Origin of the sequence: Sphaerospermopsis sp. FACHB-1094 (genome assembly GCF_014696195.1) — a bacterium.
Lineage (GTDB): Bacteria > Cyanobacteriota > Cyanobacteriia > Cyanobacteriales > Nostocaceae > Sphaerospermopsis > Sphaerospermopsis kisseleviana.
In genome coordinates this window covers 21,694-46,088 of sequence record NZ_JACJPT010000020.1, presented here as the reverse complement: position 1 = coordinate 46,088, position 24,395 = coordinate 21,694, and the positions used below count along the sequence as shown (strand labels likewise).

Below are 24,395 nucleotides of genomic sequence, written 5' to 3'. Positions count from 1 at the left end.
GCATTCGGGTGATAACCTATCGCTGAAACCAGTTCATATTCCGTCCGAATGCTATACGCCCTTACGATTAATGAATCGGTGTTCTAGAAAGGGTTTCAAATTACCCACATTCAATTACCGTAGAGATACAGCACATTCCATCTACATGAGGTACAATATGAACAGGCAAGACTTGTACTGAGCGGTTAGTTAGCTTCTACTGAGCAACTTGTACTGAGCCTGTACTGAGCCTGTCCTGAGCCTGTCCTGAGCGCAGTCGAAGGGCGGTGTCGAAGGGCGGTGTCGAAGGGCGGTGTCGAAGTATGCCTGTGCTACAAGGGTTTTATCATTAATAATTAATATCTGTACCTCATCATAACGGAAAATGCTGTATAATGAAACACAGGAGGTAATGAATCATGTATCAAAGTGAAGTACCCCCGCAAAAAACCTGCCCACCATGTATGATTTACCCAGTGAGGGTGACAATGAGGAAGAATTAGAGTCCACCATTCATCCCCGTCCACCCTGGGAAACTTTGCCGAAGATGTATGATTTACCTAGTGAAAATCCAGAGGAACCAGGGTTGCCAGACGAATTTCAGAGCAGACAAACTAGCGGAAAAACTGCGAGCTTTGGGAGTGAATTTAGATGAAATTTAAAGGAATTTAAAGATGTTTTAAAAGTCTCTTAGGATTATAAAATTGGCTCTCCTAGAGTGGCTATGGTAATTTAATAAAAAACAACGGTTAAAACCATTAGCTTATAACGATTACATCAATCAAAAATAATAGATTTAATAAAAATTGATTTTGATTTTCTTGAATCTATTGATACATAATGAATTTAACCAAGTATTAAGTGTTAAATGGTCATATCTAGTCTAGGAGAGCCATAAAATTTAGCTGAATAAAAGCTTAGAATGCTACAAAAATACAAAAAAATACTTAACCCAAAAAATCATTTGATCTAAAATCCATGAACAATCATAATTCTAGCATAAACTCAACCTTGAATGAAAATGGCAGAGTCATTATTGCACCTCAAACCTTGCCTCCTCAGAATTTTCCCTCATTTGAAACCGAGGAAGATGATATAGACTTAAAAGACTTTTTTTCTGTTATCAAGAGACGAGCATTGGTTATCATCAGCGTTGTCTCTGTGGTGATGTCTACTGTTATTTACCTCACACTTAAAGCAGAAAATATTTATGAAGGTAATTTTCAGCTTTTAGTTGAGCCTGTGAATAGTGATAGTAATTTATTAGGACAAGTACCTCTGCCAGAGTCTAGTGTGATGAATAACTCTGCCTTAGATTACGAAAGCCAAATTGAGGTGCTTATAAGCCAGGAACTGATGAAAGAAGTTCTGCCAAAGATACAATCTTCCTATCCTGATCTCACCTATGATTTACTAATGAAAAATTTAAAGATTAGTCGTCTAGGTAAAACCAAAATTATAAAAATAAGCTATCGACATCAAGAACCTCAAAAAATTGACTTAGTATTAAAGACACTATCCGATTTCTATTTGAAATACAGCTTAGAAAAACGCAAAACCAAACTAACTCAGGGAGTGCAATTTGTAGATAAACAACTACCTGCCATTAGAAATAGGGTAGGTCAATTGCAGAAACAACTACAAATATTCAGACAAAGGTATGATTTTATTGATCCAGAACATCAGTCCGATCATGTGGCAGAACAACTGCAAAAATTAGCAGAAGAAAGACTAAAAATTGAGCAAAACTTAGCCGCAGCCAGAGCTACTTATGTTAGCTTATCAACCCCAGAAGGACAACAAGCAACATTAAATACAGCCCCTATATATAGTCAATTAATCACTCAATTACGTCAATTAGAAGCCCAGTTATCTGGAGAATTAGTACGGTTTCAACCAGATAGCCCGTCTATAAAAGTATTAGAAGAGAAAAAGCAGAATCTTTTGCCTCTGATAGAAGATGAACAAAGGCGGTATGTAGGATTAAAATTAGCTGAAGCAACCAGTGTGCTTCAGAACCTAGAGGTACAAAGCCAGGAACTAGCCAGAGTAGAGCAGCAAACCAAGCAAAGATTTAAGCAACTACCCATCTTAGCCAGACAATACACCGAAATTCAGCGGAACTTGCAAATAGCCAATGATAGCCTGAATCGGTTTTTAGAAGCCCGTGAAAACCTTGTAATTCAAGTAGCACAAACAGAACTACCTTGGGAATTAACACAAGCAGCAAATCAAAAAGAAGATCCTGTTTTGCCAAACATCCCTCGAAATTTGCTTCTGGGATTATTTGGCAGTTTAGCAGCAGGTGTGGGTATTGCCTTCCTGCTGGAAAAACTCGACAATACCTTTCATGATGTCGACAGCCTGAAGGAGAAAATCAAACTACCTTTATTGGGAACTCTTCCCATAGACAAAAGCATCAAAGATTACCAATCTGCTTACAATAATCGCTCCACTTCCAAATCTGAATCAGGAAAATTTCCTCAAGTTGATTCTTGGTTGTCTAAACTTTTCTACCAGAGGAGCAAGAAAAGTTATTATGGCTATTATGGACAAGGTTTATTTTGGGAATCTTTACAGGTTCTTTACTCTAATATTCAGTTGCTCAATTCTGATCAACCGATTAGATCTTTAACTATTTCTTCCACGATGCCTGGAGATGGAAAGACTACGGTTGCATTCCATCTAGCTCAAACAGCAGCAGCCTTGGGCAAAAGAGTATTGCTGGTGGATGGTGATTTGCGCCGCCCTAAGATTCACAGCATATCGGGATTAAAAAATTTATTTGGTTTAACCAATGTCCTCACATCAAATATACCAGTTGAGCAGGTGATGCAACAGTTACCTGATATGAGTTTGTTATCAGTGATTACCGCTGGCGATAAACCACCAGATCCTGTAAGATTGCTTTCATCGGATAAAATGAAGCAAGTGATGGAATATTTGCACGAAAATTTTGATTTAGTGATTTATGATGCTCCTCCCATCCTGAAAATAGTTGATGCCAGACTGATAGCTCCACAAACGGATGGTACGCTGCTGGTGGTGAGAATGGACAAAACCGACAAATCAGCAGTGATGCAACTTCAGGACAGTCTGAAACTCTTTCCTATCAATGTCTTAGGTGTGGTTGCTAACGGTGAAAATAATCAGCTTCATAATTATTACAGTGACTACTACTATAATACTGGTATAGAAGCTAGAAAATCTTAAAGGAGGCAGGAGGCTTTCTTAGTGGGGGATTTAAACCCACCTCTAATCGTAGACCGCCCTTGCGGGTTCGCCAGTCACCTACAGAAGGAAACCTTCTTGCAGTGCTGGCTCACCAAATCACTAGATTATGGCGGGGGACTTAAAACCAAATGGGCGAGTCAAAAAGGCTTTATTCTTAATTCAAAATTTTTCCTTCTGCCTCCTGCCCTCTGCCTTCTGCCTCGCCCGATAGCGCAGTGTGGCGTTAGCCATAGGCCAGTTAATCTTATTTGTAATTTTTTTATACCTTGCCCGCCAAGTCTTGTCATTACACCAATATAATATACCTCCGTATATAATCGCAATAACAAAATAGGGACAAATACAAGTGTCTAATATCACCATTCAAAACTTTTTAGGGGTTGCTGAATAAACTCAAAACCTTGATGAATAAAGAGTTTGAGGCTCATAAAAAAGACGGTAGGTGCTTTCGTTATAGCGTCTTGAGTCTGAAAAACCTTGCACTTTTCTGGGCGGACAGAAATGAAAAAATGTCTTTAATTCTCCTCCTGACTCCTGACTCCTGACTCCTGTACGGGCGAAGTAGGGGCGAAGCATTCGGAAAATAACTTGTGATAAAAATTGATAATTTATCGCCCGAATGCTTCGCCCTTACAGGAAAATAGCCTTTTCATAAAATTGATAATTGGTCGTCCGAATGCTTCGCCCCTACGACTCCTGACTCCTAGCCCTAACGAAAAGACTTTTTCAGCAAACCCTTTTTAAACACCCTCTAAAGTGTAGAAGCTCAAAAATTTTGGATTTGGGGGTTACGATTTTTCCCATACCAAATTTTTTCATCTAAAATCTCAAATCTCAAATTCCCGGTAAAGCAAAGCATCAGTTATCCTGCTCAAACCTATTAGAACAAAAAATCTGGGGATCGCTTGCAGAATTGTTCACAATTTGTTACAAAAGTACAAAGAACTTCTAGAGACCCAAAACCTAATGTTAGGCGGACTTACTGGTTTAACAGATCCCAAAGGCACAGATTGGGGAGAGCGAATGCTCAACACAGTCGCCAGCCAAACGATTCGCCACCTGTTTACCCAGAGCGAGTCAGTAGAAGTCTTTGTGCGCTGCTATCCCTCCAGCAAACTGTTGCAAGGCAGCATTGATAGCTTTAAAATGAGCGGTCGTGGCCTAGTAATTCGGAGAGACTTCGCTGTTGAAGAAATGTCTTTTGAAACCGATGCGGTTGCCATTGACTTTAGTTCGGTTTTGAGCGGCAAACTCAACCTTAAACAACCCACCCAAGCAGTAGCGCAAGTAATATTATCAGAAGCAGGTATTAATCAAGCTTTCCAAGCAGAATTGGTGAAAAAGCGACTTCTCAACCTTTCTGAACCAGCTTTAACAGCAATTTCAGGTGGTGAACCAGTTTCCTTTACCGACGTTCAAATACAGTTATTACCGGGAAATCGCTTACATCTTCTAGCTAAAGCTGACTTAAATAACGGTGAAGTCATACCCCTGAGTATGACTTTAAGTATAGGTATTGAAAGACGGCGACGAGTTTCTTTTAAAGATCCAAAAATTGAACTAGAACAAGTACCAGAAGCACAACGGGAAACCTCCCAAACTTTAAGCATGGCACTGGTAGAAATTTTAGATAATATGGTCGATTTAGACCGTTTTGACCTGGATGGTGTAAAAATGCGACTTAATCGTTTAGAAACCGAAGGTCAAAGATTGATTTTTAGTGGATATGCAGAAATAGAACGAATTCCTAAAAGTGGTTAATGGGGATTGGGGGAGAGGTGATAGTTGATAGTTGATAGTTGATTGGCTTATTACAGCAGTTTTCATGTCTTTAGACCACAGTAAGGGCGAAGCATTCGGACAATTAATTATCGGTTTTTACCTAAGACTATCATCCGAATGCTGATGCTTCCAGCACGCTTCGCGAACGCCCCTACATTGTTGACGCGAAACCTAAATCAAAATGTGGTTTATTTACCTGAAAATAGCTGTAATCTCCCCATCTCCCCAATCATCAATCACCAGTCCCCAATCACCAATCACCAATCACCGTTTATCTACCAACACCTACATATTGGAAACCCGCTCTTACCATCGTTTCCGGGTCCAAGAAGTTACGACCATCAATCATAACGGCGTGGTTCATTAATTTTGCCATTTTTGCATAGTCCAAAGTGCTGAACTGTTGCCATTCGGTAACGAGTACCAAAGCATCACAGCCATCAGCCAGTCTTTCGGCATCGGTTTCTACCAATACTCCTGAAAGACCATGACGCATACCTGTTTGGGAAATAATCGGGTCATAAGCTTTGACTTTAGCTCCCAGTCGATTGAGTTGCTCAATCAAGTTGAGTGCAGGAGCATCCCGTAAATCGTCTGTATCGGGTTTGAAGGTTAAACCGAGTAGTCCCACAGTTTTACCTTTGAGGATTTTTAAAGCTTGTTGTAATTTTTCCAAAGCAATCAAACGCTGACGTTCATTCACACTCACAGCAGCTTTGAGTAACTGGGCTTCATATCCATAATCATCAGCGGTGTGAATTAGTGCTGATACATCTTTGGGGAAGCAAGAACCACCCCAACCTATGCCCGCTTGCAAGAACTTGTTACCAATTCGGGAATCTAAACCAATACCTTTTGCTACTTGGGTAACATCAGCACCAACGCGATCGCAAATATTTGCCACTTCATTAATAAAACTAATCTTAGTTGCCAAAAAAGCATTGGCAGCATATTTGATCATCTCTGCTGAACTCAAGTCGGTCACCAGCACTGGTACAGGTGGTAAAGACTGATCAACAGCAAACTTGCGTTCTACAATCGGAGCATAAAGTTCCTTCATCATGGCGATCGCCCGTTGACTGTTCCCCCCCAAAACAATCCGATCCGGGTTAAAGGTGTCGTAAACTGCTGAACCTTCCCGCAAAAACTCTGGATTACTCACAACATCAAAGTGAGCGGAAATTTCCGGTGGTTTTTCCTCAGCAGATGAACCACCTACCGCCACCAATGACTTCTGACGTTCAACAATACCATCTAAAACAATCATCCGTACCCAGTCACCAGAACCGATGGGTACTGTAGATTTATTCACAATTACCTTATAACCGCCATTGAGATTAGCTCCAATCCCACGCGCTACAGCTTCCACATAACGGGTATCACTTTCACCATTAGGTAATGGCGGAGTTCCCACAGCAATAAACAGAATTTCCCCGTGGGCAACTCCCCCAGCCATGTCCGACGAAAATTGAATATTTCCACTATTAATAGCAGCTTGCATAATTTCCGAAAGTCCAGGCTCGAAAATTGGCGACTGCCCAGATTTCATTAACTTTAGTTTCTCTTCGTTGTTATCTATGCAGATGACATCATGACCAATATAAGCTAAACAAACTCCTGTGACTAAACCCACATAACCAGTCCCGATTACACAAACACGCATTTTTTAAACTCCTCGTTTTTTTATTATCAGTCATTGGTTATTAGTCATGAGTTGTTGGTTAACAAATGACTAATGAGAACTGATTATAGACTAATCATTAGTTTTGATACGTTGACGGAAATCTTCTACTGTTAGTTTTAACCCTTCTTGTAAAGGAATGGTAGGTTCCCAATTTAATAAAGTTTTTGCCTTGGTAATATCGGGACGACGACGACGAGGATCATCGGAAGGTAGGGGTTCAAACTTAATTTCTGCATCTGGGTTAACCATATTTTGTACTGTCTGTGCCAGTTCTAAAATAGTGTATTCATCAGGATTACCCAGATTTACAGGTCCGATGTAATCACCATTCATCAGCCTCATTAGACCTTCAACTAGATCAGATACATAGCAAAAGCTGCGAGTTTGTGAACCTTCACCGTATACAGTTAAAGGAATTCCCTTTAATGCTTGCACAACCAAGTTACTGACTACCCGACCATCGTTTTCTAACATCCGTGGTCCATAAGTGTTGAATATTCGAGCTACACGAATATCAACTTTATTTTCTCGGTAGTAGTCAAATGTCAAAGTTTCCGCAATTCTTTTACCTTCGTCGTAGCAGGAACGGATGCCAATGGGATTAACACTACCACGATAATCTTCGGTTTGGGGATGCACTTCTGGATCACCGTAAACTTCACTGGTGGAAGCTAATAAAAATCTCGCTTTCACCCTTTTAGCTAACCCCAACATATTCAGGGTTCCCATCACATTAGTTTTGACGGTTTTAATGGGGTTGTATTGGTAATGCACAGGAGACGCAGGACAAGCCAAATGATAGACTTGATCCACTTCTAAGCGAATTGGCTCAGTAATATCATGACGGATCATCTCAAAATAAGGGTTATTGAACCATTTGAGGAGATTGCGTTTATTTCCCGTATAGAAGTTATCCAAACATATAACTTCATGTCCATCAGCCATTAGTCGGTCTATCAGATGAGAACCAATAAACCCAGCACCGCCAGTCACTAAAATTCTCATAGTTTCCCAATTATTTTCTAGATATTTCCAGGGGTATTATCCTTATTTTTAGATTACCCGGCTTCAGTATATTAATACATAGTTAAGGAAAATAACTCTCAGTAGATTAAGCAATTTTCCCACAGAGCCTGTACAAAATTATTATTGATTTTCTTTTATCTTCTAAATGAATTTGGAATTTTCTGTTATTTTTCATCAAATCTTCAACATAATCTAAAAAATGTCAAGTTTTTTTACAAGAAGTGTCGCCAGTGATGATGAATTAAATAATGAGCAAGTCCTAAGTTGACAATTTCATAGACAAAACTATACTTGTATTAACAAAAATCAATATATTTTTAGGAAAAAATCAACTACTTGATATATAATACGGTGATATCAAGTATTGAATTGAGACTATTGCCGACGCGAAAACCAAGCAATGATGGTGGTATTCTTTTTCAGAAACTTAATTGGAACACAATCGCGTCTGGCTAAGGCGTGAAAGTCTACTGAGGGATAACTGCTCCCATGCTCCCGTTGAAGTAGAAAGTAAAGTCTAGTTTTGTCTAGGTTTTATATAGCAGAATTGTGGTTAGTATTTTTGTGAAACCGCTATTTTATTGTGGTTAATATTTGACAAAGCAAGTGTATGATGGCGTTGTGGTTCTCCCAGAATGATTATGGAGCAGGTAAGTTGCCTAGCTAATTCGCTGGTAACATCACTCATAGCTAACCCTCCAGGGATAGTACGATTACGGATAAAAGGCAATACAACTAAATCATACAATCTTGCAGCCTGTAAAATAGCTTGAGCAGGATTTTCATGAGTAAAAATTTGAATTTCTGGTGGATTTGGCACAGCTAAATTAGATACCCATTGGGATAAATGCTCTCTTCTGGCAGAAAGTTGACTAGCACTGGTGCGGCGATCGCAAACATTGAGAAGAGTAATCTGGCTTTGATTAGCATCTGCCAAGGTTTGAGCAAATTGTACAGGTGTAAGTGCTGGCGTGGTTAAATTTTCTATCGGCACTAAAATACGCTGAATTTTTTTTGGTGATTCTACCAGACGTGCCACAGCCACTGGACAATGGGAAGCCCAAAGCACATTATCAATGACATTCCCTAATAAACGCGCCCGCAAACCAGTACGTTTACCCCAACCTATAATAATCAAATTCGCTTTTTGTTCACGAGCAGTCCTGCATATTCCAGGAGCGAAAGCATCATCAATTCTCAGTAATGGTTCTGCTGGTGCGCCTAATAACTGACTTTGTGCAATGGCTTTAGCCAATAACTTTTCACTGTGCTGCCAAGCGGTATCTAACTGGGGTGCATCCATTTGAGATGTAGCATGAGCGATCGCTAATGGTAAAACTTTACCCTGGGATTGACAGGCTAATAAGGCCGCCATTTCCATCAAATACTTTTGCGTTTGGGGATTTTGGATAGGTACGATGATAGTAAAATTACCCTGAGATGATTGTGATTGCTGCTGAGAAAAAGTAATTGGTGATACTTCTTCCACCGATGAACAGGTCAAATTCACAGCACACCCAGCAGCCATGAGACTTGTCAGCCAAGGTCCCAAAGTCGCTGTAATCAGCACCAAGATAATGGCAGTGTTTAATACCTCTCCTGACAGTACACCAGACCTGTATCCCCCTACAGCCACCGCTAATGTTGTACCTCCCAAGGGAAGAGATAGTGACCAAATAGTTAGTGTTTCCTGCCAACTATAGCGGTAAACCAACCTTGCCAACACAGATGCCATAAATTTGCCGACAATCAAACCCACTAAAATTAATAGTAATAACTTGATTGTGCTGTACCCAGCAAAGAAGCTAGGTAAATCAATCCTTAAACCTAAGTCAATAAAGAAAATAGGAATAAATAAAACACTGCCGATAAATATTAATTTTTCTTTAACTGGTCCTTCGCCTATAGCTTCATTAACGGCTAAACCTGCCAGGAAAAAGCCCACAATTTTGTTTAAACCCATCAGTTGTGCAATGACAACTGCCAGAAATACAGACATCAACACACACAAAAACTTGTTACCCTCCTCATCCCCAGAACGGCGGAAAAATTCTTGGATCGCCCAATCAAAACCGACTAACACTATCATGAAGTATATTATTACCCAGCCTAATATAGTTATTAGTTGAGAAAATTTGGATAACCCACCATGAAAGCTGGTGATAGCAACAGTTAAGATTAGCAGTGTGCCGATATCTTTAAAAATTGTGGCTCCCATTGTCATAGTCACAGCCTGATTATTTGTCAATCCCAAACGATTGATAATTGGATATGCCAAAAGAGAGTGAGAAGACAGGAAGCAGCCTATTAGTATAGAACTATGCCAACTAAAGTCCAAAAATCGTCCTCCTAATGTTCCTAGCATCAGGGGTAAAAGGAAACTAAAAGCACCAAATATTAAGGAACGACTTTGCTGTTGACGGAAAAGTGGGATATTAAATTCCAATCCGGTGATAAACATCAAGTAAACTAACCCAATGTCTGATAGCAAGGCCATCATTGGCAATTCAGGTTCAAATAAGCGCCAACCTGATGGACCTAGTACCACTCCAGAGCCAACCAAACCTACTAATGCTGGCAATCTTAGTCGCTCAAAGAGGATAGGTATAACAAAAATAACTAACAGTAAAATAGCCAAGGGAACAATAGGTTCTGGTCCTAGAACTTGAAAGGTTGGATCTAACGTCAGAACTTGTGACACAAGTGGCATCATAAAAAACATTTATCAGTTATCAGTTGTCAGTTATCAGCTATTAGGAGTTCAAAAATTTCCAGGACTCAGGAGTTATACACTGAATACTGAATGTTGAATGTTAAATGTTGAAGTTTTGTCGCTCCCTGCTCGCTACCTATTCCCTATTCCCTATTCCCTATTCCCTATGGGTGAATTTGGCTCAAAATAAAGCGTAGTCGATCATAATCGTCTTTTAGCAGTACACTGAGATGGCGACCAGCTTTAATCAGCCATTCTCTGTCAGCTTTGCGTAATTGGTAAACTTCACGAATAGCAGATGCAGCTAAAGATTCTACTGGCGCACCATTAATCAAAAGTAACGTCCTTAAAAAATCTAATTTTTCTGTGAACCTGACGATCGCTTCTGGTTGACACCGATAAACCGCTTGATGTATTTGGGGCGGACGTGGTGGGAGATACTGATACACTCCTTGGTTACTGAGATTTTGTGACTGCTGCTCAAATCCAACAATTGCCGCCCGAAATTCTGTTCTGAGCATAGCAAATATCTGGGGTTGTTCTTCTCGCAAAGTTTGCAAAGACAAACCCAACGCCCTAGCCCGGTGTACAGAATCTATGGGCATAGTTGTGGCATGATATACTACAGCATAGATTTGATTCCCAGATTCTTCATCTACAGCACAAACCCAACTACCAAAAGGTGGCATAACTGGAAAACTCAAGTCTTCTGGTTCTAGACATTGCGCCAAAAATTCGGTAGTTGTGGTTTCGATCACCTCCGCAATGTGGTGAGGATGGCGATCGCCTGTCGCAAACTGTGGTAAGGGTAGACGCATGATAATCAGTTATCAGTTAACAGTTATCAGTTATCATCTGTCTTTTATCAACTGTGGACAAATGACAACTGACAAATGACAACTGACTAATGATGACTAATGATGACTAATGACGAAAGAATTATTTTCCTTTTTTCTTGGCAGTAGTTTCTACGAGTTCTAATTCTGGCAAGCGGAAGGTAATAATTTTGTCCCAGTTACCACCTTCAAACAGTACAGCTACTTTACCATCACTTACTCGTTGCACAAGTCCTTCATACCGATAGTATGTATCTGCGGGATTTTTGACGCGAACAGTGGCTCCAGGCAGAATCATGTTTTTACCCTCAATTTGTTCTCTTTTATTAGCTTAATATTAGTTGATGGTGATTGGTAATTGGTAATTGGTAATTGGTGATTGGGAAAATCAAATTGATTACCCAGTCCCCAGTCCCCAGTCCCCAGTCCCCAGTCCCATTTAATAATATTTTTGCCCTTGCCGGAAATTAGCCACAGATTCCACAATTCCCAAGGCAATAAAGTTTGCCAGAATGGCAGAACGTCCATAGCTCATCCAAGGTAGGGTAATACCGGCAACAGGAACTAAACCAATGGTCATACCTACATTAATAATTAACTGAAACACAATCATTAACAAAACACCAATAGCTAACAAAGAACCAAAATTATCTTTGGCGGTTTGAGCTACGTGTAATAGTCGGTAACAAATTAAGCAGAAAGCGAAAAGTAAAATTAAACAACCCACGAAACCAAATTCTTCACCCACAGCAGAGAAAATAAAGTCAGTATGCTGTTCAGGGACAAAATTTAGTTGTGTCATTGGGCCTTTGAACAAACCCCATCCCCAGATTTCCCCAGAACCAATGGCTATTCGAGATTGAATTAGGTGATAACCAGCACCAAGGGGGTCAAGTTCAGGATTAATAAATACAGTCAGTCTATCTTTTTGATACTCTTTTAATAGATGATTCCAGGCAAAAACACCTAGTCCACCACCGAGCATATTGAGACATAATGTACCAATACCACTAAGTCCAAATTTACGCCAAGGTAAAGTTTGCCAACCCACAATTCCCATAGCTCCTGCCCAGGCTAAACCCAAAGGAGTAAGAGAAATATTTTCAAAGAGAACTATTGAGTTGGACAAAGGCCAAGGTATGCTGAATAAAATTGCTGAGAATACAGGCGAAACCAGCAAAATTAACCAACCAGGATTAGCATTTGCCCAATAGAGCATTCCTAAAACTATTGACCCAAAAACCAGTGATGTATCCAAATCTGGCTGTACAAATACTAATCCCCAAGGAACAGCAGCGATCGCCAGGGAACGCAAAACACTATCAAATGTAGGATCTGTACGTTTATGTAGCAAAGCAGCCAAGCTAATAATTAGACCAACTTTAGCAAATTCTGATGGTTGCACATGAAACCCACCAATACTAATCCATCGCTGTGCGCCTTTGGCACTTGTACCAACCACCATCACCAAAATCAGACTAAAGTTAGTCAGAGCATAAGTGATCCAATGCCACTGCATTAAGTTTTCGTAGCGACAACGAGCCAAAAACAGAGCAATGATTGATCCAATACCAGTCATCAGCCAATGCCACCACCAGTCAGTTACTGGCTTATTCAGTTCTGTACTGAGGATCATAAGTCCACCAAACATACTGACAGCAACAGCTAGGCAAAATAATAGCCAATCTACCTGCTGCCAAGGCTTAATCCAATATTGCCAGCGGACTTTAGGGAGCGAACGTTTTAACAACATTGTGCGAAGAGCGACTTGAGTTTTAAATGGGGACTGGGGACTGGGGACTGGGGACTGGGGACTGGGGACTGGGGACTGGGGACTGGGAAGAAAAAAACTCTATCCTGCCTCCTGCCTCCTGCCTCCTGCCTCCTGCCTTCTTGCTTATGTCAGAGCAGCAACTGATACTTTACCTGCGATAGCTAGAGCGATCGCTTTTAAAGCTTTAGCAGAAGCTGAATCTGGATCAGAAACCACTATGGGTATACCACTATCTCCACCAACTCTGGTAGAAATTTCCAAAGGAACACAGCCCAAAAGTGGTACATCTAATTCGGCAGCAGTTTTTGAACCTCCACCAGAACCAAAAATGTCATATTGTTTATCTGGTTGATCGGGAGGAATAAAATAACTCATATTCTCCACAATCCCTAATACTGGTACATTCATTTGCTGGAACATCCGCAAACCCTTGCGAGAATCCAGTAATGCGACATTTTGAGGTGTAGTCACAATTACTGCTCCTGCCATTGGTACTGCTTGGGTTAAAGTTAACTGAGCATCTCCAGTTCCCGGAGGCATATCGACAATTAAATAATCAATTTCTCCCCATTGCACCTGATACAAAAATTGACGAATTACGCCATTGAGCATTGGACCACGCCAAATAACTGGTTGATCGCGGTCAATCAAAAAGCCCATTGATACTAATTTGACTCCATGATTAAATGCAGGTTCGAGAATTTCCCCAGTTTCTGTGGAGCGCACAGTAATTTCTGCATCAGCTAAACCCAACATGGTGGGATCATTGGGTCCGTAAATATCAGCATCTAGCAAACCAACTTTCGCCCCTGTTTGTGCCAAAGCAACTGCCACATTTACGGCAACTGTGCTTTTACCAACACCACCTTTACCGCTAGAAACCGCAATAATATTTTTCACCCCAGCCACACCAGTGCGATCCGGTAGGCTTTTTTGTTGGGGTGTTTCTGCTGTTACTTCTACGCTGATATCTGTTACACCAGGCAGTTTTTGCACAGCTTTTTTACAATCTTCGACAATAAATTCTCGCAAAGGACAGGCGGGAGTAGTCAACACCAAAGTAAAGCTAACCTTGCCACCGTCAATTTTGACGTTGCGAATCATATTCAGTTCTACCAGACTTTTGCGAAGTTCTGGATCTTCCACTGGTCGCAACACTTCTAGGACTGACTGGGAATTGAGGACATCATACATAGCGTTTGTACCGTTGCCGCCTTAATAAAGCTTAAAAAATTTTCATGTTCTCCTACTTGAATCTTAACTTTCTTGGGGCATTAGTGATTGGTTACTGGTGATTGGTGATTGGTGATTGAAAATATAAATAATTTCTCCCTGCTCCCTGCTCCCCTGCTTCTTCCCCAGTCCCCAGTCACTTAAAAATCAAAACAACTGTCATCGAGAGATTTTTTCTTGCCGGAAACTGCTTGCAGTGCTGCTTTTTCTACAGATTCTACTAAAGACCGTGCTACTCGATCTACATAGGGACGGGACAAAGACCAAATTAGAGGTGATAACCAGCCACGTAGTGTTACAGAATAAGACAAATAACTGCCACAAACCGTTGACTCTACTTGGTATGTGATCCGTTCCTCAATCCCAGGAATTGCCAAAACGCGGATACTTAACATCTCTTTAGGATTTACCCGTTCTACAAAAATCTGGATGGGAACTGGCCAAAAGCGTGTTACCGCTAGGAAAATTAATCCGGGTTTGGGTACTAATCCTAATGGTACGTTAGTGCTTTTGAGGAGTGGATGCCAGGAAACATCTGTTAAGTCAGCCACCTTTAACCAAAGTTCATCTACAGAAGCAGAACTGATCTCTCGATAAGTCCGCACCAGAGAAGCACAAAATCGACGACGTTTGCGGTGGATGAATTTGGATAACCAACCTTGCACTGTCCTAATCCTCCTGGCTACAATCTGTCTGGTGACTCTGGCATCTGGGAAAATTTGAGTCAAGCTATCTACTCACTACAGATACCATACAGAAAATCGACTGCTTTGTGGACTAATTCTCTAGGTTCTGGTGTTCATAACAGAAATATCTCCATAATTATTGCAAAGAAACTTAATGAATCTACAAGCCTATACGCATTTGATGGAAAATAGCTTTAGTCAATCAATTTTGGATTTTAGATTTGCGTTAGCGAAGCGTACGCAGCGCAGCGAGTATTTTAGATTGACTGCGCCGACAAAGGGACGCAGTTTGGGGATTTGAGATTGAGGGCGGGGCTGGAAGTAAAAAATCATCCAAAATCCAAAATCCAAAATCTAAAATCTAAAATTGGCATGGTCAAGATAATCTATTGGTTTTGACCACTCATCAGAAAAAGCAGTTTTGGCAAATTGCGCCAGGTTTTTGGCTCTAATTGTCAAGAAATTTTTAAAATGGAAATTTGTAGCTTGCACAAAAATTGTAATTTTAGGTTCGGGAATCTATGTTGACCAACTCGCAAACCCCCACTATCACAACAGAATCATCCAAATTTCTCCCAGCACCTGACGCTCAGTCCAGAGTTAGTCAGTTTATGAAACAGTTGCAAGACGAAATCACCAACGAGTTAGAAGCACTGGATGGTGTTGGTAAGTTTATGGAAGACAGTTGGGAGCGTCCAGAAGGGGGTGGTGGGCGATCGCGTGTCTTGCGTGATGGCGCTATTTTTGAACAAGCTGGTGTAAATTTTTCTGAAGTTTGGGGTTCCCATCTCCCCCCGTCAATTTTAGCCCAGCGCCCAGAAGCAACAGGACACGGATTCTATGCTACTGGTACTTCTTTGGTGTTACACCCTCGTAATCCTTATGTACCTACAGTCCATTTAAATTACCGTTATTTTGAAGCAGGTCCAGTTTGGTGGTTTGGTGGTGGTGCGGATTTAACACCTTATTACCCCTTTGCTGACGATGCGGCTCATTTCCATCAAACTTTGAAACAAGCTTGCGATCAACATCACCCAGAATATTACCCTGTGTTTAAACGCTGGTGTGACGAATATTTCTATCTCAAACATCGGGGGGAAACTAGAGGTGTTGGCGGTCTGTTTTTAGATTACCAAGATGGTCAAGGTGCTATTTATCGCGGACCTGATCCCAAAGGAGAAGCCGCAAATTATAGTAATCAGGTGGGAGCATTACCTCCACGCACTTGGGAACAGTTATTTTCTTTGGTGCAAGATTGTGGTAGAGCTTTTTTACCAGCTTACGTGCCAATTGTCAAGAAAAGAAATGGCATGGAATATGGCGATCGCCAACGGAATTTCCAGCTATACCGTCGAGGAAGATATGTAGAATTTAACTTGGTTTATGACCGAGGCACAATTTTCGGTCTGCAAACCAATGGACGCACAGAATCAATTCTCATGTCTCTACCACCTCTAGTTCGTTGGGAATATGGCTACCAACCAGAACCCAATTCTCCCGAAGCTGAACTTTATGAAACTTTTCTGAAACCACAAGATTGGATAAACTGGAAACTAAATCAACAGTAACAAGTGTTGGTAACACAGTAAAATTCCACACATTTATCTAGATCCAGGAGACAGGACTGGGGCTGGTCGATGAAGAATCAAGGGTTTGGGCTGGTTTGAGGAAATAGGATGAAAGAAGATATTTGTGATCTGGTTTTAGTAAAGGATATTTAGGCAAATAGTCGCTTTTGTCTGAGAAAGATACACTTTTATCTCTAGAGAACTCTGCTTTCCATTCACCAAGAAACCGAAAATTCCCCAAACCCAGCCTCAATAGATTAATGGGAAATTTAGTGAATCCAGATACTTACCACTGTTGCAGTTAGTTAAACTACTACAATATAGGCATTGAGTCAAAATTCTCAGTTTGTAGTTATAGCCGGCTCATGTTCAAGATCAAACAGAGAGAATCCTGTAATATTTGATTTAATTAGCTGATTGAGGATTCTGGAAAATATACGGTTGATGGTGAAATTTAAACAATCACCAATTTATGAAGTCTATATAAAAAAGTGAAAAAGTAGTTTATTTTCAGGACAATATCACGGAGACAACAGTGAATATAGACCAAAAAACCTATACAAACCTAGACGGGAATACTGTAATTGTCTTGAAACCAACTGATCATCGTTTAGACATCACTACTGCTTGGCAATTTCGCCTGAAGTTACAAGAGTGTATTTCTAAACTCAGTCGTCATGTAGTTGTCAATCTGGAGCAGGTAAATTTTATTGATAGTTCTGGTCTTACTTCCTTAGTGGCGGGAATGCGTGATGCTGATAAAGCGAAGGGTAGTTTCCTGATCTGCAATATCCATCCAGAGGCCAAACTTGTCTTTGAGGTGACAATGATGGATACAGTCTTTGAAATTTTTGAAACTGAAGCAGAAGCTTTGGAAAGATTATTCCTCAACTTGGTCAAGAACGAATAGGAGTCAGGAGTCAGGAGTCAGAAGGGGAAAAAGAGAATTTTTGCGAAACTAGCTGTTAACCTCATATCTTGCATAACTTGGCAAAGTAGCCTTTAAACGAGAAAATAAAAATACGTCGCCCTTAACATTTTCTTTGTGAATAACGTCCGTACCGTCTCTGATACAAAGCGAACTTTCTATAATCTTCATACCCGTCCCATCAACACTATTTACCGTCGGGTAGTGGAAGAGTTGATGGTGGAAATGCATCTGCTGTCAGTAAATGTTGATTTTAGCTACAATCCAATTTATGCCTTGGGGGTTGTCACCACTTTTGACCGCTTCATGCAAGGCTATCAACCGGAACAGGACTTAGCATCTATTTTTAAAGCCATGATTCAGGCTGTAGAGCAAGATCCCCAACGGTATCGACAAGATGCAGCTAGATTGCAAGCTGTAGCACATAGTTTGCCAGTTAAGGATTTAATTGCTTGGTTGAGCCAAACCACTCAATTCTATCAAGATGTCGATTTGCAAGCACAACTACAAGCTATTGCTCAAAATCCTCATTTTAAATACAGCCGCTTGTTTGCCATTGGTTTATTTTCATTATTGGAATTGGCAGATGCTGAATTTGTCAAAGATGACCAGCAACGTAATGAGGGGCTAAAAGCGATCGCTCTAGGTTTACACCTATCTGAAGATAAAATTACCAAGGATTTAGAGCTATATCGTTCTAATCTCGATAAGATGGCACAAGCACTGATAGTAATGGCAGATATGCTGGCTGCAGATCGGAAAAAACGCGATCAACGTCAGCAAAAATCCACTGCTCCGGTAGCTCCTCCCAGTAACGAATAATCTGTAATTCGTGATTCGTAATTCGTAATTAAAAGTTGCAGAGCATCAAATTAAATTATTGATTATTTATGCCAAGCAACCTAATTGACAACGAGAAAAATGTACAAAGCTGTCAATTCTCATTACAAGTAAGAATTCAGAACTTAGGGGTCAGGAGTCAGAATATTTGATAAATTTGTTAATTATCAAATAGTGATTTTTCTGTAAGCATTAAAAATCTGACTACTGAAAGCCAATAGCTGAATGCTGACAATTAAGAATTACGAATTACGAATTACGAATTACGAATCATGAACTATTTACACACCCAGTAATTTGTAAATTATATTGTTAATAATGGTGAGTGCAAAAGCCCCTAAAACAGCACTCCAAATCCCATAACGTAAGCGAAAACCTTCTACTAACCAAGCAGCAATACTAAAACAAACAACAGCAATCATGAATGTAAAGATACCAGATAATAAGTCAAAAGTGGCTAAATTTGGTATCGTAAATACAACGCCTAAAATGGGTCTAACTAATGCGGTAATAATACCAAGAACTGCTGCGGAAAAAACCGCTTTCTGTGGAGAATCAATTTCCACACCCACAGGCAACTTACTAATAATCCACAAACTGATAGACGTGACTATCCAAACAATTAACAGAGTCGTAATATTCATTGCCGCAACCCTTGAAACGTAAATGGTGATTGGCGATCAAGTCAGAGAATGTTTTAAAAGCTTCCCTATCGGCGAATATAATTCGCTACTACACAAACCAAATCCACCTCGGTGAGTTTTGCCTATGTAGCCGCGATTTCTAATCGCCCACTGAGTGCTGATAGCGGAATTTACGCGATAAAATACTTGGTCTATTGATGGGAAAATCTTTGTAGCTTAACCAATTATTTATAAATTAGCAGAGGTTTTTTCTCTACAGTGATTTATTTTAAATATCTTTAGGTTTATCTAATATTTCTTGATATTGCTAAAAATAAAATTCCCCCTAGCCCATATTATGCAACCGGGTTTGAGGGAATTTAGACTGAGAAAATCTGATTAAAATTGTGTCACCTTTGTGGTGCAGAATCGCTATTTTGCGGTACAGGTACTTGGGGTGTGGTGTTGTTGGGAACTATGGGCGAAATTCCCGGATTAATCCCTTGCTCTGGTGCTGGAAATGGATTGGGTGCAGAGGGTAGAGAAGGGTTAAAATTATTTTGGGGGTCAGTTCCCGGTGTTGGTACAGTATTAGGTATTGGTACAACCGGGGTAGTAGACAAGTTTGGTGAATTAGTCAGTGGTTGAGATGCTCCAGGAATAATTCCCAAAGAAACACGATTACCTCCCACTTGTCGGAGCAAATCTAATGTTTGAATCACATCATTATAAGTTGCTGTACGAGAGGCATTCAGCAACAAAATACCATTAGGATTTGTTTGGATATACTGCTTTAATCGTGCTTGCAACTCTTCCCGTCTCACAGCTTCTTTTTCAATGTAAATTTGACCAACAGCATCAATAGTTACAGGTAAAATGTCACTTCGTAGCTGTGAACTAGCAGAGGAAGTAGTACCTGTGCTGGCTTTGGGTAAATCCACATTAATTGCCTGTTGTCTGGTAAATTGCAAAGCTGCTAACAAAAAGAAAGTCAGGATACAAAAAACAACATCAATTAAAGGAATGATTTGAATTTGAACTTCTTCGATGGGAGTATGTAAGTTAACTTTCATTTTCTAGCTCTGGTGGGGAGTCAGGAAAGGGATTTTGGTCTGTTTTATCTGTTGTATCTGAAGCTGGTTCTGGGGTTGGAGTAGAATTATTTTTGCGTCGCTTACGGGGTGAAGTAAAACGTTCCTGTGTGGGTTCCCGTACTATTCCTAATGTACTTTTGTTGGGATCTGGTGGAGACTGACGGTAAAGCAACTCTAAATCATTGCCAGCTTTATTAAAAACTTTAACTTGGTTAACAACAAAACCTTGAAACAGGCGATAAAATACCAAAGTGACGATCGCAACTATTAACCCAGCGGCCGTACTAATCAAAGATTCGCCAATCCCTGTAGTTACGCCAGCTGTAGATTCAGTACCCAAGTCACCTATTCTAATTGCTCGCAAGGACTGAATCAAACCTAAAACCGTACCCAATAATCCTAACAGTGGGGAGAGAGCAATCACAGATTCCAAGAGTTTTTCTCCTCTCCGCATCCCTGCTACTTCTTCTGCTGCTGTGGACTCTAACGCTAGTCGGAAGGTTTCCGCATCACTTTTTTGTAAGCGTAGGGGTGCATAGAGAAAACGTCCTATGGGCTGATCAATGGCTTTTTGGGCGATTTCCGTAGCTATTTCCCAATTATCGGTAGCAGCATCTAAAACGCGCTCTACAATTTCTTTTTCCTGGGTCAAGATCCGCAACCAGAACCAAAGACGCTCAAAAATCACACTCAAAGATAGGACTGACAGCACCAGCAAAGGCCACATCGCTGGACCGCCCTTGTTAAACAAATCTAAAATATCCACTTTGTAGGTTTCCTCTCTCCATTACTATTCTGTTTACTCAAAAATCTCGGTGCTTCAATTAGTCCATCTTTGTCACCATTAGTCCAAGCAATTGTATCTGTACAACCTAAATCAATTGCTATTGTCCCGGTATTGGTTTGACGACTATTTTTGAGTATTTCATCATCAACTTCTAATGCGATAGAGGCATACCATTTACCCTTGCGGTAAACAATATCACAGGTTTTAGGATTTCCCCATAACCTAGCTTTACCACGCATTTGAATTTGACCTATTTTAGCTAATTCCAAATAACCGTTATCGCCAATTGAGTGTACTTTCCATCCTGTACCAGATGGATATGTCCAACCAGAATAATGTCTAATTGATCTTAGTTTGGGGTATTTTGCTAAACCCACCAAAAATCTGTTGAATGCAAAGTCAACTCTTTTTAGTGTTGCTTGTAATGCTTGGGAATTGATATGTTTATATTCTGTCCACTGCTCCTTGAACTCTGGTAGACAATTTTGTTGATCTAGATATTTAACCGATTTACCAAACTTTTGATATTCGGTTTTGCGGTGATAAACAGCAACATTATACAGATCCTTGTGGAGTCTGCGGTGGTAGAGCAATGTTTCATTTATTTTCTGGGTTGGATATAGTCTAAATGTTGCTCTACGCAATGCCACTATTTATCACCTCTTTGGTTTTGATGTATTGTTAATTATAGTCACTCTATAATCGGTTGTCAATATGGAAACTACCCTAAACAGGGCTTCTCATGCTGTTTACAACATTCAGTTACATATAGTGCTAGTAACCAAATATCATAAGGATGTTATCAATCAAGCAATATTAGGTAAGCTACAAGAAGTTCTTGACCGTGTATGCTCTAAGCGAAAGAGTAAATTACTCGAATTTAGTGGAGAAGAAAATCATGTTCATCTATTGGTAGACTTACACCCAGACAACAATATTTCTCAATTTGTTAGTTCGCTAAAATCTGCATCTAGCAGAATTATTAGAAGCGAATTTCAGGAATATCTAAAACAGTTTTATTGGAAAAAAGAAGATCCTAGTTTTTGGACAGATGCTTATTGCGTTATATCTGTTGGCGGTGCTTCCCTGGAAACCGTCAAGCAATATGTCCAAAACCAAAAACAACCAAATAGGGCTTGCTGAATAAATGTGAAAATATTACAAGTAAAGGGTCTTAACCTGCTGGAAGTTAAAAAAGTGCAAGACTTTACGAGGTGGGAACTCAAAAACCTTGCATTTAATTTCTACACAAAGGAAAAATCGCTCCCATCGAACTCTTGAAACTGTTCCCTGTTAAGAGTTCCCTGTCTCCACGACAAGACTTTTTCAGCAAACCCTAAGTAGTTAACAAAGCATGACTATTACCCATCTTCTATACTCCAAAGGGCGGTTATTCCTACCGGGAGTTTAGAAGATAATTTGCCAAAATAGAAGTTAATTGCAGGTACTAGAGGTTAAAAATATGAGCTTCTCTATTCAATCGCTTTACACTTGGTATCGCAATGTACTGCGTAACCCTAAATATCGTTGGTGGGTAATTATCGGTACAATAGCTTATCTTGTTAGTCCTATTGATATTGCTCCTGATTTTATCCCTGTTGTTGGTCAAATTGATGACCTGGTTTTGTTAACATTGCTGGTTTCAGAAGTTTCTGGATTGGTAATTGACGGTTGGAAAGCTCGTAAAGGTGATGTTGAATCTAGCGTCAATGAGTCTACATCTACAGATAATACTGTAGATAATACGGTTGATGTTGATGCTGTTTCTGTAAAGTAGTTTTAGGGAAAAAATACGTAAGCATTCAGCTATCAGTAATCAGTAATCAGCTTTTACCTAGGGGTTGATGATATTTATTAAGCGATTAACTGGGAAATGTTTTGTAGTTAATCGCTTTTTTTATCATGGAAATTCCTATTGCTGGATAATTTATATTCACTTCTTTAACTTCGTAAAATCCTTTTTTATCTCACGCAAAGACGCAAATTAAAAGTTTAATTTAAATCTTTACCAAGGAGAAGACTATGACACATCAACCTATGATATTAACTAATAATCTTTATGCAGAAGATTATAATTTATGTATTAGACATCTCCGAAAATTACATAAGCATAACCTGAAACCCATTCGTAGGGACAATTCATGAATTGTCCCTACATCTTTTTCGGAGAAGTCTATTGAAAAAACCGCTTCTTTATTAAAATTTTGTATATTAGATAACTTTTTCATAGTAAAGTGTCGAACTATCATCAAATCTGATAGTGTAACAAAATAACCAAAATATGGGTAAACAATTTAACCGAAGGAAGTTTTTACTTTATAGTTCTGCAACTATCGGTACTAGCCTTTTACTCAAGGCTTGCGGGAATGACTCACCCACTGCTACTGATACTGTTACCAATGGCAGTAGTGATACCGCTACAGATAGCAATAGTACCATCAAAGTAGGTATTTTACACTCCTTGAGCGGGACAATGGCCATCAGTGAAAGAAGCGTTGTTGATGCTGAAAGATTAGCAATTAAAGAAATTAATGCTGCTGGTGGTGTGTTAGGTAAACAAATTCAAGCGATTACTGAAGATGGCGCTTCTAACTGGGATACCTTTAGAGAAAAAGCTACCAAACTAATTGATCAAGATCAAACTGTTGTCATTTTTGGTTGTTGGACCTCTGCTAGTCGCAAGAATGTTAAGCCGGTATTTGAGAGTAAAGACCATATGCTCTGGTACCCAGTACAGTATGAAGGTCAAGAATGTTCTAAAAACATTTTCTATACTGGTGCGGCTCCCAATCAACAAATTGAACCATCTGTTGATTGGATGTTAAAAAATAAAGGCAAAGAATTCTTTTTAGTAGGTTCTGACTACGTATTTCCCCGGACTGCCAACACCATTATTAAAGCTCAATTGCAGGCTTTAGGTGGAAAAACTGTTGGTGAAGATTATTTACCACTTGGTAACGTAGAAGTTACACCTATCATCTCTAAAATTAGGCAAGCTTTACCCAATGGTGGCGTAATTTATAACACCCTCAATGGTGACAGCAATGTGGCATTTTTCAAACAATTAAAAGGGGCTGGATTAACAGCAGATAAATATCCCTCTATGTCTGTAAGTATTGCAGAAGAGGAAGTTAAAGCCATTGGTGTTGAATATCTCCAAGGTCACTATGCAGCTTGGAATTACTTTCAAACAGTAGACACACCTGCAAATAAAAAGTTTGTAGCAGCTTTTAAAAAAGAGTATGGTGCAGACCGGGTAATTAACGACCCCATGGAAGCAGCATACATCGCCGTTTATTTATGGAAACAAGCAGTAGAAAAAGCTGGAACAACTGACTTAAATAAAGTTCGCGCTGCGGCCTATGGTCAAACTTTAGATGCACCAGAAGGTAAAGTGACCATGAACGCCAATCATCACTTGTCGAAAATTGTCCGCATTGGTCAAGTGAGACAAGATGGTTTATTCGATATTGTCTATGCTACCCCCGCACCAGTAGAGCCAATTCCTTGGAATCAATTTGTTCCAGAAACTAAAGGATTTGGCTGTGATTGGTCAGACCCAGCTAAAGGTGGTAAGTACAAGCAAGTTTAAGTTAATGGTCAATAGT

Annotated in this window: 20 protein-coding genes and 1 pseudogene; 9 read left to right on the top strand and 12 right to left on the bottom strand. The window is 39.9% G+C overall.

The window, feature by feature from the left end:
- Window positions 1–398 precede the first annotated feature (398 nt).
- The 3 genes and pseudogenes from H6F47_RS08980 to H6F47_RS08970 form a co-directional block, all read left to right on the top strand.
- Window positions 399–580, top strand: a pseudogene (locus tag H6F47_RS08980) (Uma2 family endonuclease); the annotation flags it as partial.
- A 377-nt stretch (window positions 581–957) separates the two neighbouring features.
- Window positions 958–3,192: a polysaccharide biosynthesis tyrosine autokinase gene (locus H6F47_RS08975; protein ID WP_190648658.1), complete on the top strand. Its 2,235-nt coding sequence runs from the start codon at window positions 958–960 to the stop codon at window positions 3,190–3,192.
- Window positions 3,193–4,179: 987 nt separating this feature from the next.
- Window positions 4,180–4,974: a DUF2993 domain-containing protein gene (locus tag H6F47_RS08970; RefSeq protein WP_190348348.1), complete on the top strand. Its 795-nt coding sequence runs from the start codon at window positions 4,180–4,182 to the stop codon at window positions 4,972–4,974.
- Window positions 4,975–5,266: 292 nt separating this feature from the next.
- Here the strand turns inward: H6F47_RS08970 and H6F47_RS08965 are convergent, their stop codons facing one another.
- From H6F47_RS08965 to H6F47_RS08930, 8 genes are all read right to left on the bottom strand, one after another.
- On the bottom strand, window positions 5,267–6,658 hold the full coding sequence (locus H6F47_RS08965) for a UDP-glucose/GDP-mannose dehydrogenase family protein (RefSeq protein WP_190648655.1): 1,392 nt from the start codon (window positions 6,656–6,658) through the stop codon (window positions 5,267–5,269).
- A gap of 90 nt (window positions 6,659–6,748) precedes the next feature.
- Window positions 6,749–7,684 (bottom strand): UDP-glucuronic acid decarboxylase family protein, encoded by a 936-nt coding sequence (locus tag H6F47_RS08960; protein ID WP_190648652.1) that lies wholly within the window; start codon window positions 7,682–7,684, stop codon window positions 6,749–6,751.
- 574 nt (window positions 7,685–8,258) lie between these two features.
- A complete protein-coding gene (locus tag H6F47_RS08955) occupies window positions 8,259–10,415 on the bottom strand; it encodes a cation:proton antiporter (RefSeq protein WP_137669090.1) in 2,157 nt (718 codons plus the stop codon).
- Window positions 10,416–10,582: 167 nt separating this feature from the next.
- Window positions 10,583–11,236, bottom strand: a complete 654-nt coding sequence (locus H6F47_RS08950) for an HAS-barrel domain-containing protein (protein ID WP_096569294.1) — start codon at window positions 11,234–11,236, stop codon at window positions 10,583–10,585.
- A 121-nt stretch (window positions 11,237–11,357) separates the two neighbouring features.
- Complete coding sequence (locus H6F47_RS08945; RefSeq protein WP_096569291.1) at window positions 11,358–11,552, bottom strand: NAD(P)H dehydrogenase subunit NdhS; 195 nt, start codon at window positions 11,550–11,552, stop codon at window positions 11,358–11,360.
- 141 nt (window positions 11,553–11,693) lie between these two features.
- Complete coding sequence (rodA, locus tag H6F47_RS08940; RefSeq protein WP_190348351.1) at window positions 11,694–13,007, bottom strand: rod shape-determining protein RodA; 1,314 nt, start codon at window positions 13,005–13,007, stop codon at window positions 11,694–11,696.
- A gap of 144 nt (window positions 13,008–13,151) precedes the next feature.
- A complete protein-coding gene (locus H6F47_RS08935; RefSeq protein WP_096569286.1) occupies window positions 13,152–14,222 on the bottom strand; it encodes an Mrp/NBP35 family ATP-binding protein in 1,071 nt (356 codons plus the stop codon).
- Window positions 14,223–14,401: 179 nt separating this feature from the next.
- A complete protein-coding gene (locus H6F47_RS08930) occupies window positions 14,402–14,926 on the bottom strand; it encodes an SRPBCC family protein (RefSeq protein ID WP_190648700.1) in 525 nt (174 codons plus the stop codon).
- A gap of 542 nt (window positions 14,927–15,468) precedes the next feature.
- Here H6F47_RS08930 and hemF point away from each other — a divergent pair.
- The 3 genes from hemF (at window position 15,469) to psb29 (ending at window position 18,265) form a co-directional block, all read left to right on the top strand.
- A complete protein-coding gene (gene hemF / locus H6F47_RS08925; RefSeq protein WP_137668124.1) occupies window positions 15,469–16,515 on the top strand; it encodes an oxygen-dependent coproporphyrinogen oxidase in 1,047 nt (348 codons plus the stop codon).
- A gap of 535 nt (window positions 16,516–17,050) precedes the next feature.
- Complete coding sequence (locus H6F47_RS08920) at window positions 17,051–17,425, top strand: STAS domain-containing protein (RefSeq protein WP_096569275.1); 375 nt, start codon at window positions 17,051–17,053, stop codon at window positions 17,423–17,425.
- A 135-nt stretch (window positions 17,426–17,560) separates the two neighbouring features.
- On the top strand, window positions 17,561–18,265 hold the full coding sequence (psb29, locus tag H6F47_RS08915; RefSeq protein WP_096569272.1) for a photosystem II biogenesis protein Psp29: 705 nt from the start codon (window positions 17,561–17,563) through the stop codon (window positions 18,263–18,265).
- 299 nt (window positions 18,266–18,564) lie between these two features.
- On the opposite strand, the gene H6F47_RS08910 is transcribed toward psb29, so the two are convergent.
- The 4 genes from H6F47_RS08910 to H6F47_RS08895 form a co-directional block, all read right to left on the bottom strand.
- A complete protein-coding gene (locus H6F47_RS08910) occupies window positions 18,565–18,927 on the bottom strand; it encodes a phage holin family protein (RefSeq protein WP_096569269.1) in 363 nt (120 codons plus the stop codon).
- Between the two features lie 389 nt (window positions 18,928–19,316).
- Window positions 19,317–19,979, bottom strand: coding sequence for a biopolymer transporter ExbD (locus tag H6F47_RS08905; protein ID WP_137668121.1), 663 nt, complete (start codon window positions 19,977–19,979; stop codon window positions 19,317–19,319).
- Complete coding sequence (locus H6F47_RS08900; protein ID WP_096569263.1) at window positions 19,969–20,766, bottom strand: MotA/TolQ/ExbB proton channel family protein; 798 nt, start codon at window positions 20,764–20,766, stop codon at window positions 19,969–19,971. Before H6F47_RS08900 ends, H6F47_RS08905 begins: the two co-directional genes overlap by 11 nt.
- Complete coding sequence (locus H6F47_RS08895) at window positions 20,754–21,437, bottom strand: RNA-guided endonuclease TnpB family protein (protein ID WP_236104087.1); 684 nt, start codon at window positions 21,435–21,437, stop codon at window positions 20,754–20,756. Before H6F47_RS08895 ends, H6F47_RS08900 begins: the two co-directional genes overlap by 13 nt.
- Before the next feature lie 64 nt (window positions 21,438–21,501).
- On the opposite strand from H6F47_RS08895, the gene tnpA reads away from it, so the two are divergent.
- The 3 genes from tnpA to urtA all read left to right on the top strand — a co-directional run bounded on the left by tnpA (window position 21,502) and on the right by urtA (window position 24,379).
- Window positions 21,502–21,930 (top strand): IS200/IS605 family transposase, encoded by a 429-nt coding sequence (tnpA, locus tag H6F47_RS08890; RefSeq protein ID WP_096569260.1) that lies wholly within the window; start codon window positions 21,502–21,504, stop codon window positions 21,928–21,930.
- Between the two features lie 319 nt (window positions 21,931–22,249).
- Window positions 22,250–22,564, top strand: a complete 315-nt coding sequence (locus H6F47_RS08885; protein ID WP_096569257.1) for a YkvA family protein — start codon at window positions 22,250–22,252, stop codon at window positions 22,562–22,564.
- 504 nt (window positions 22,565–23,068) lie between these two features.
- The gene (urtA, locus tag H6F47_RS08880; RefSeq protein WP_137668118.1) at window positions 23,069–24,379 is read left to right on the top strand and encodes an urea ABC transporter substrate-binding protein; all 1,311 of its coding nucleotides are present in this window, start codon (window positions 23,069–23,071) and stop codon (window positions 24,377–24,379) included.
- Window positions 24,380–24,395: the final 16 nt, after the last annotated feature.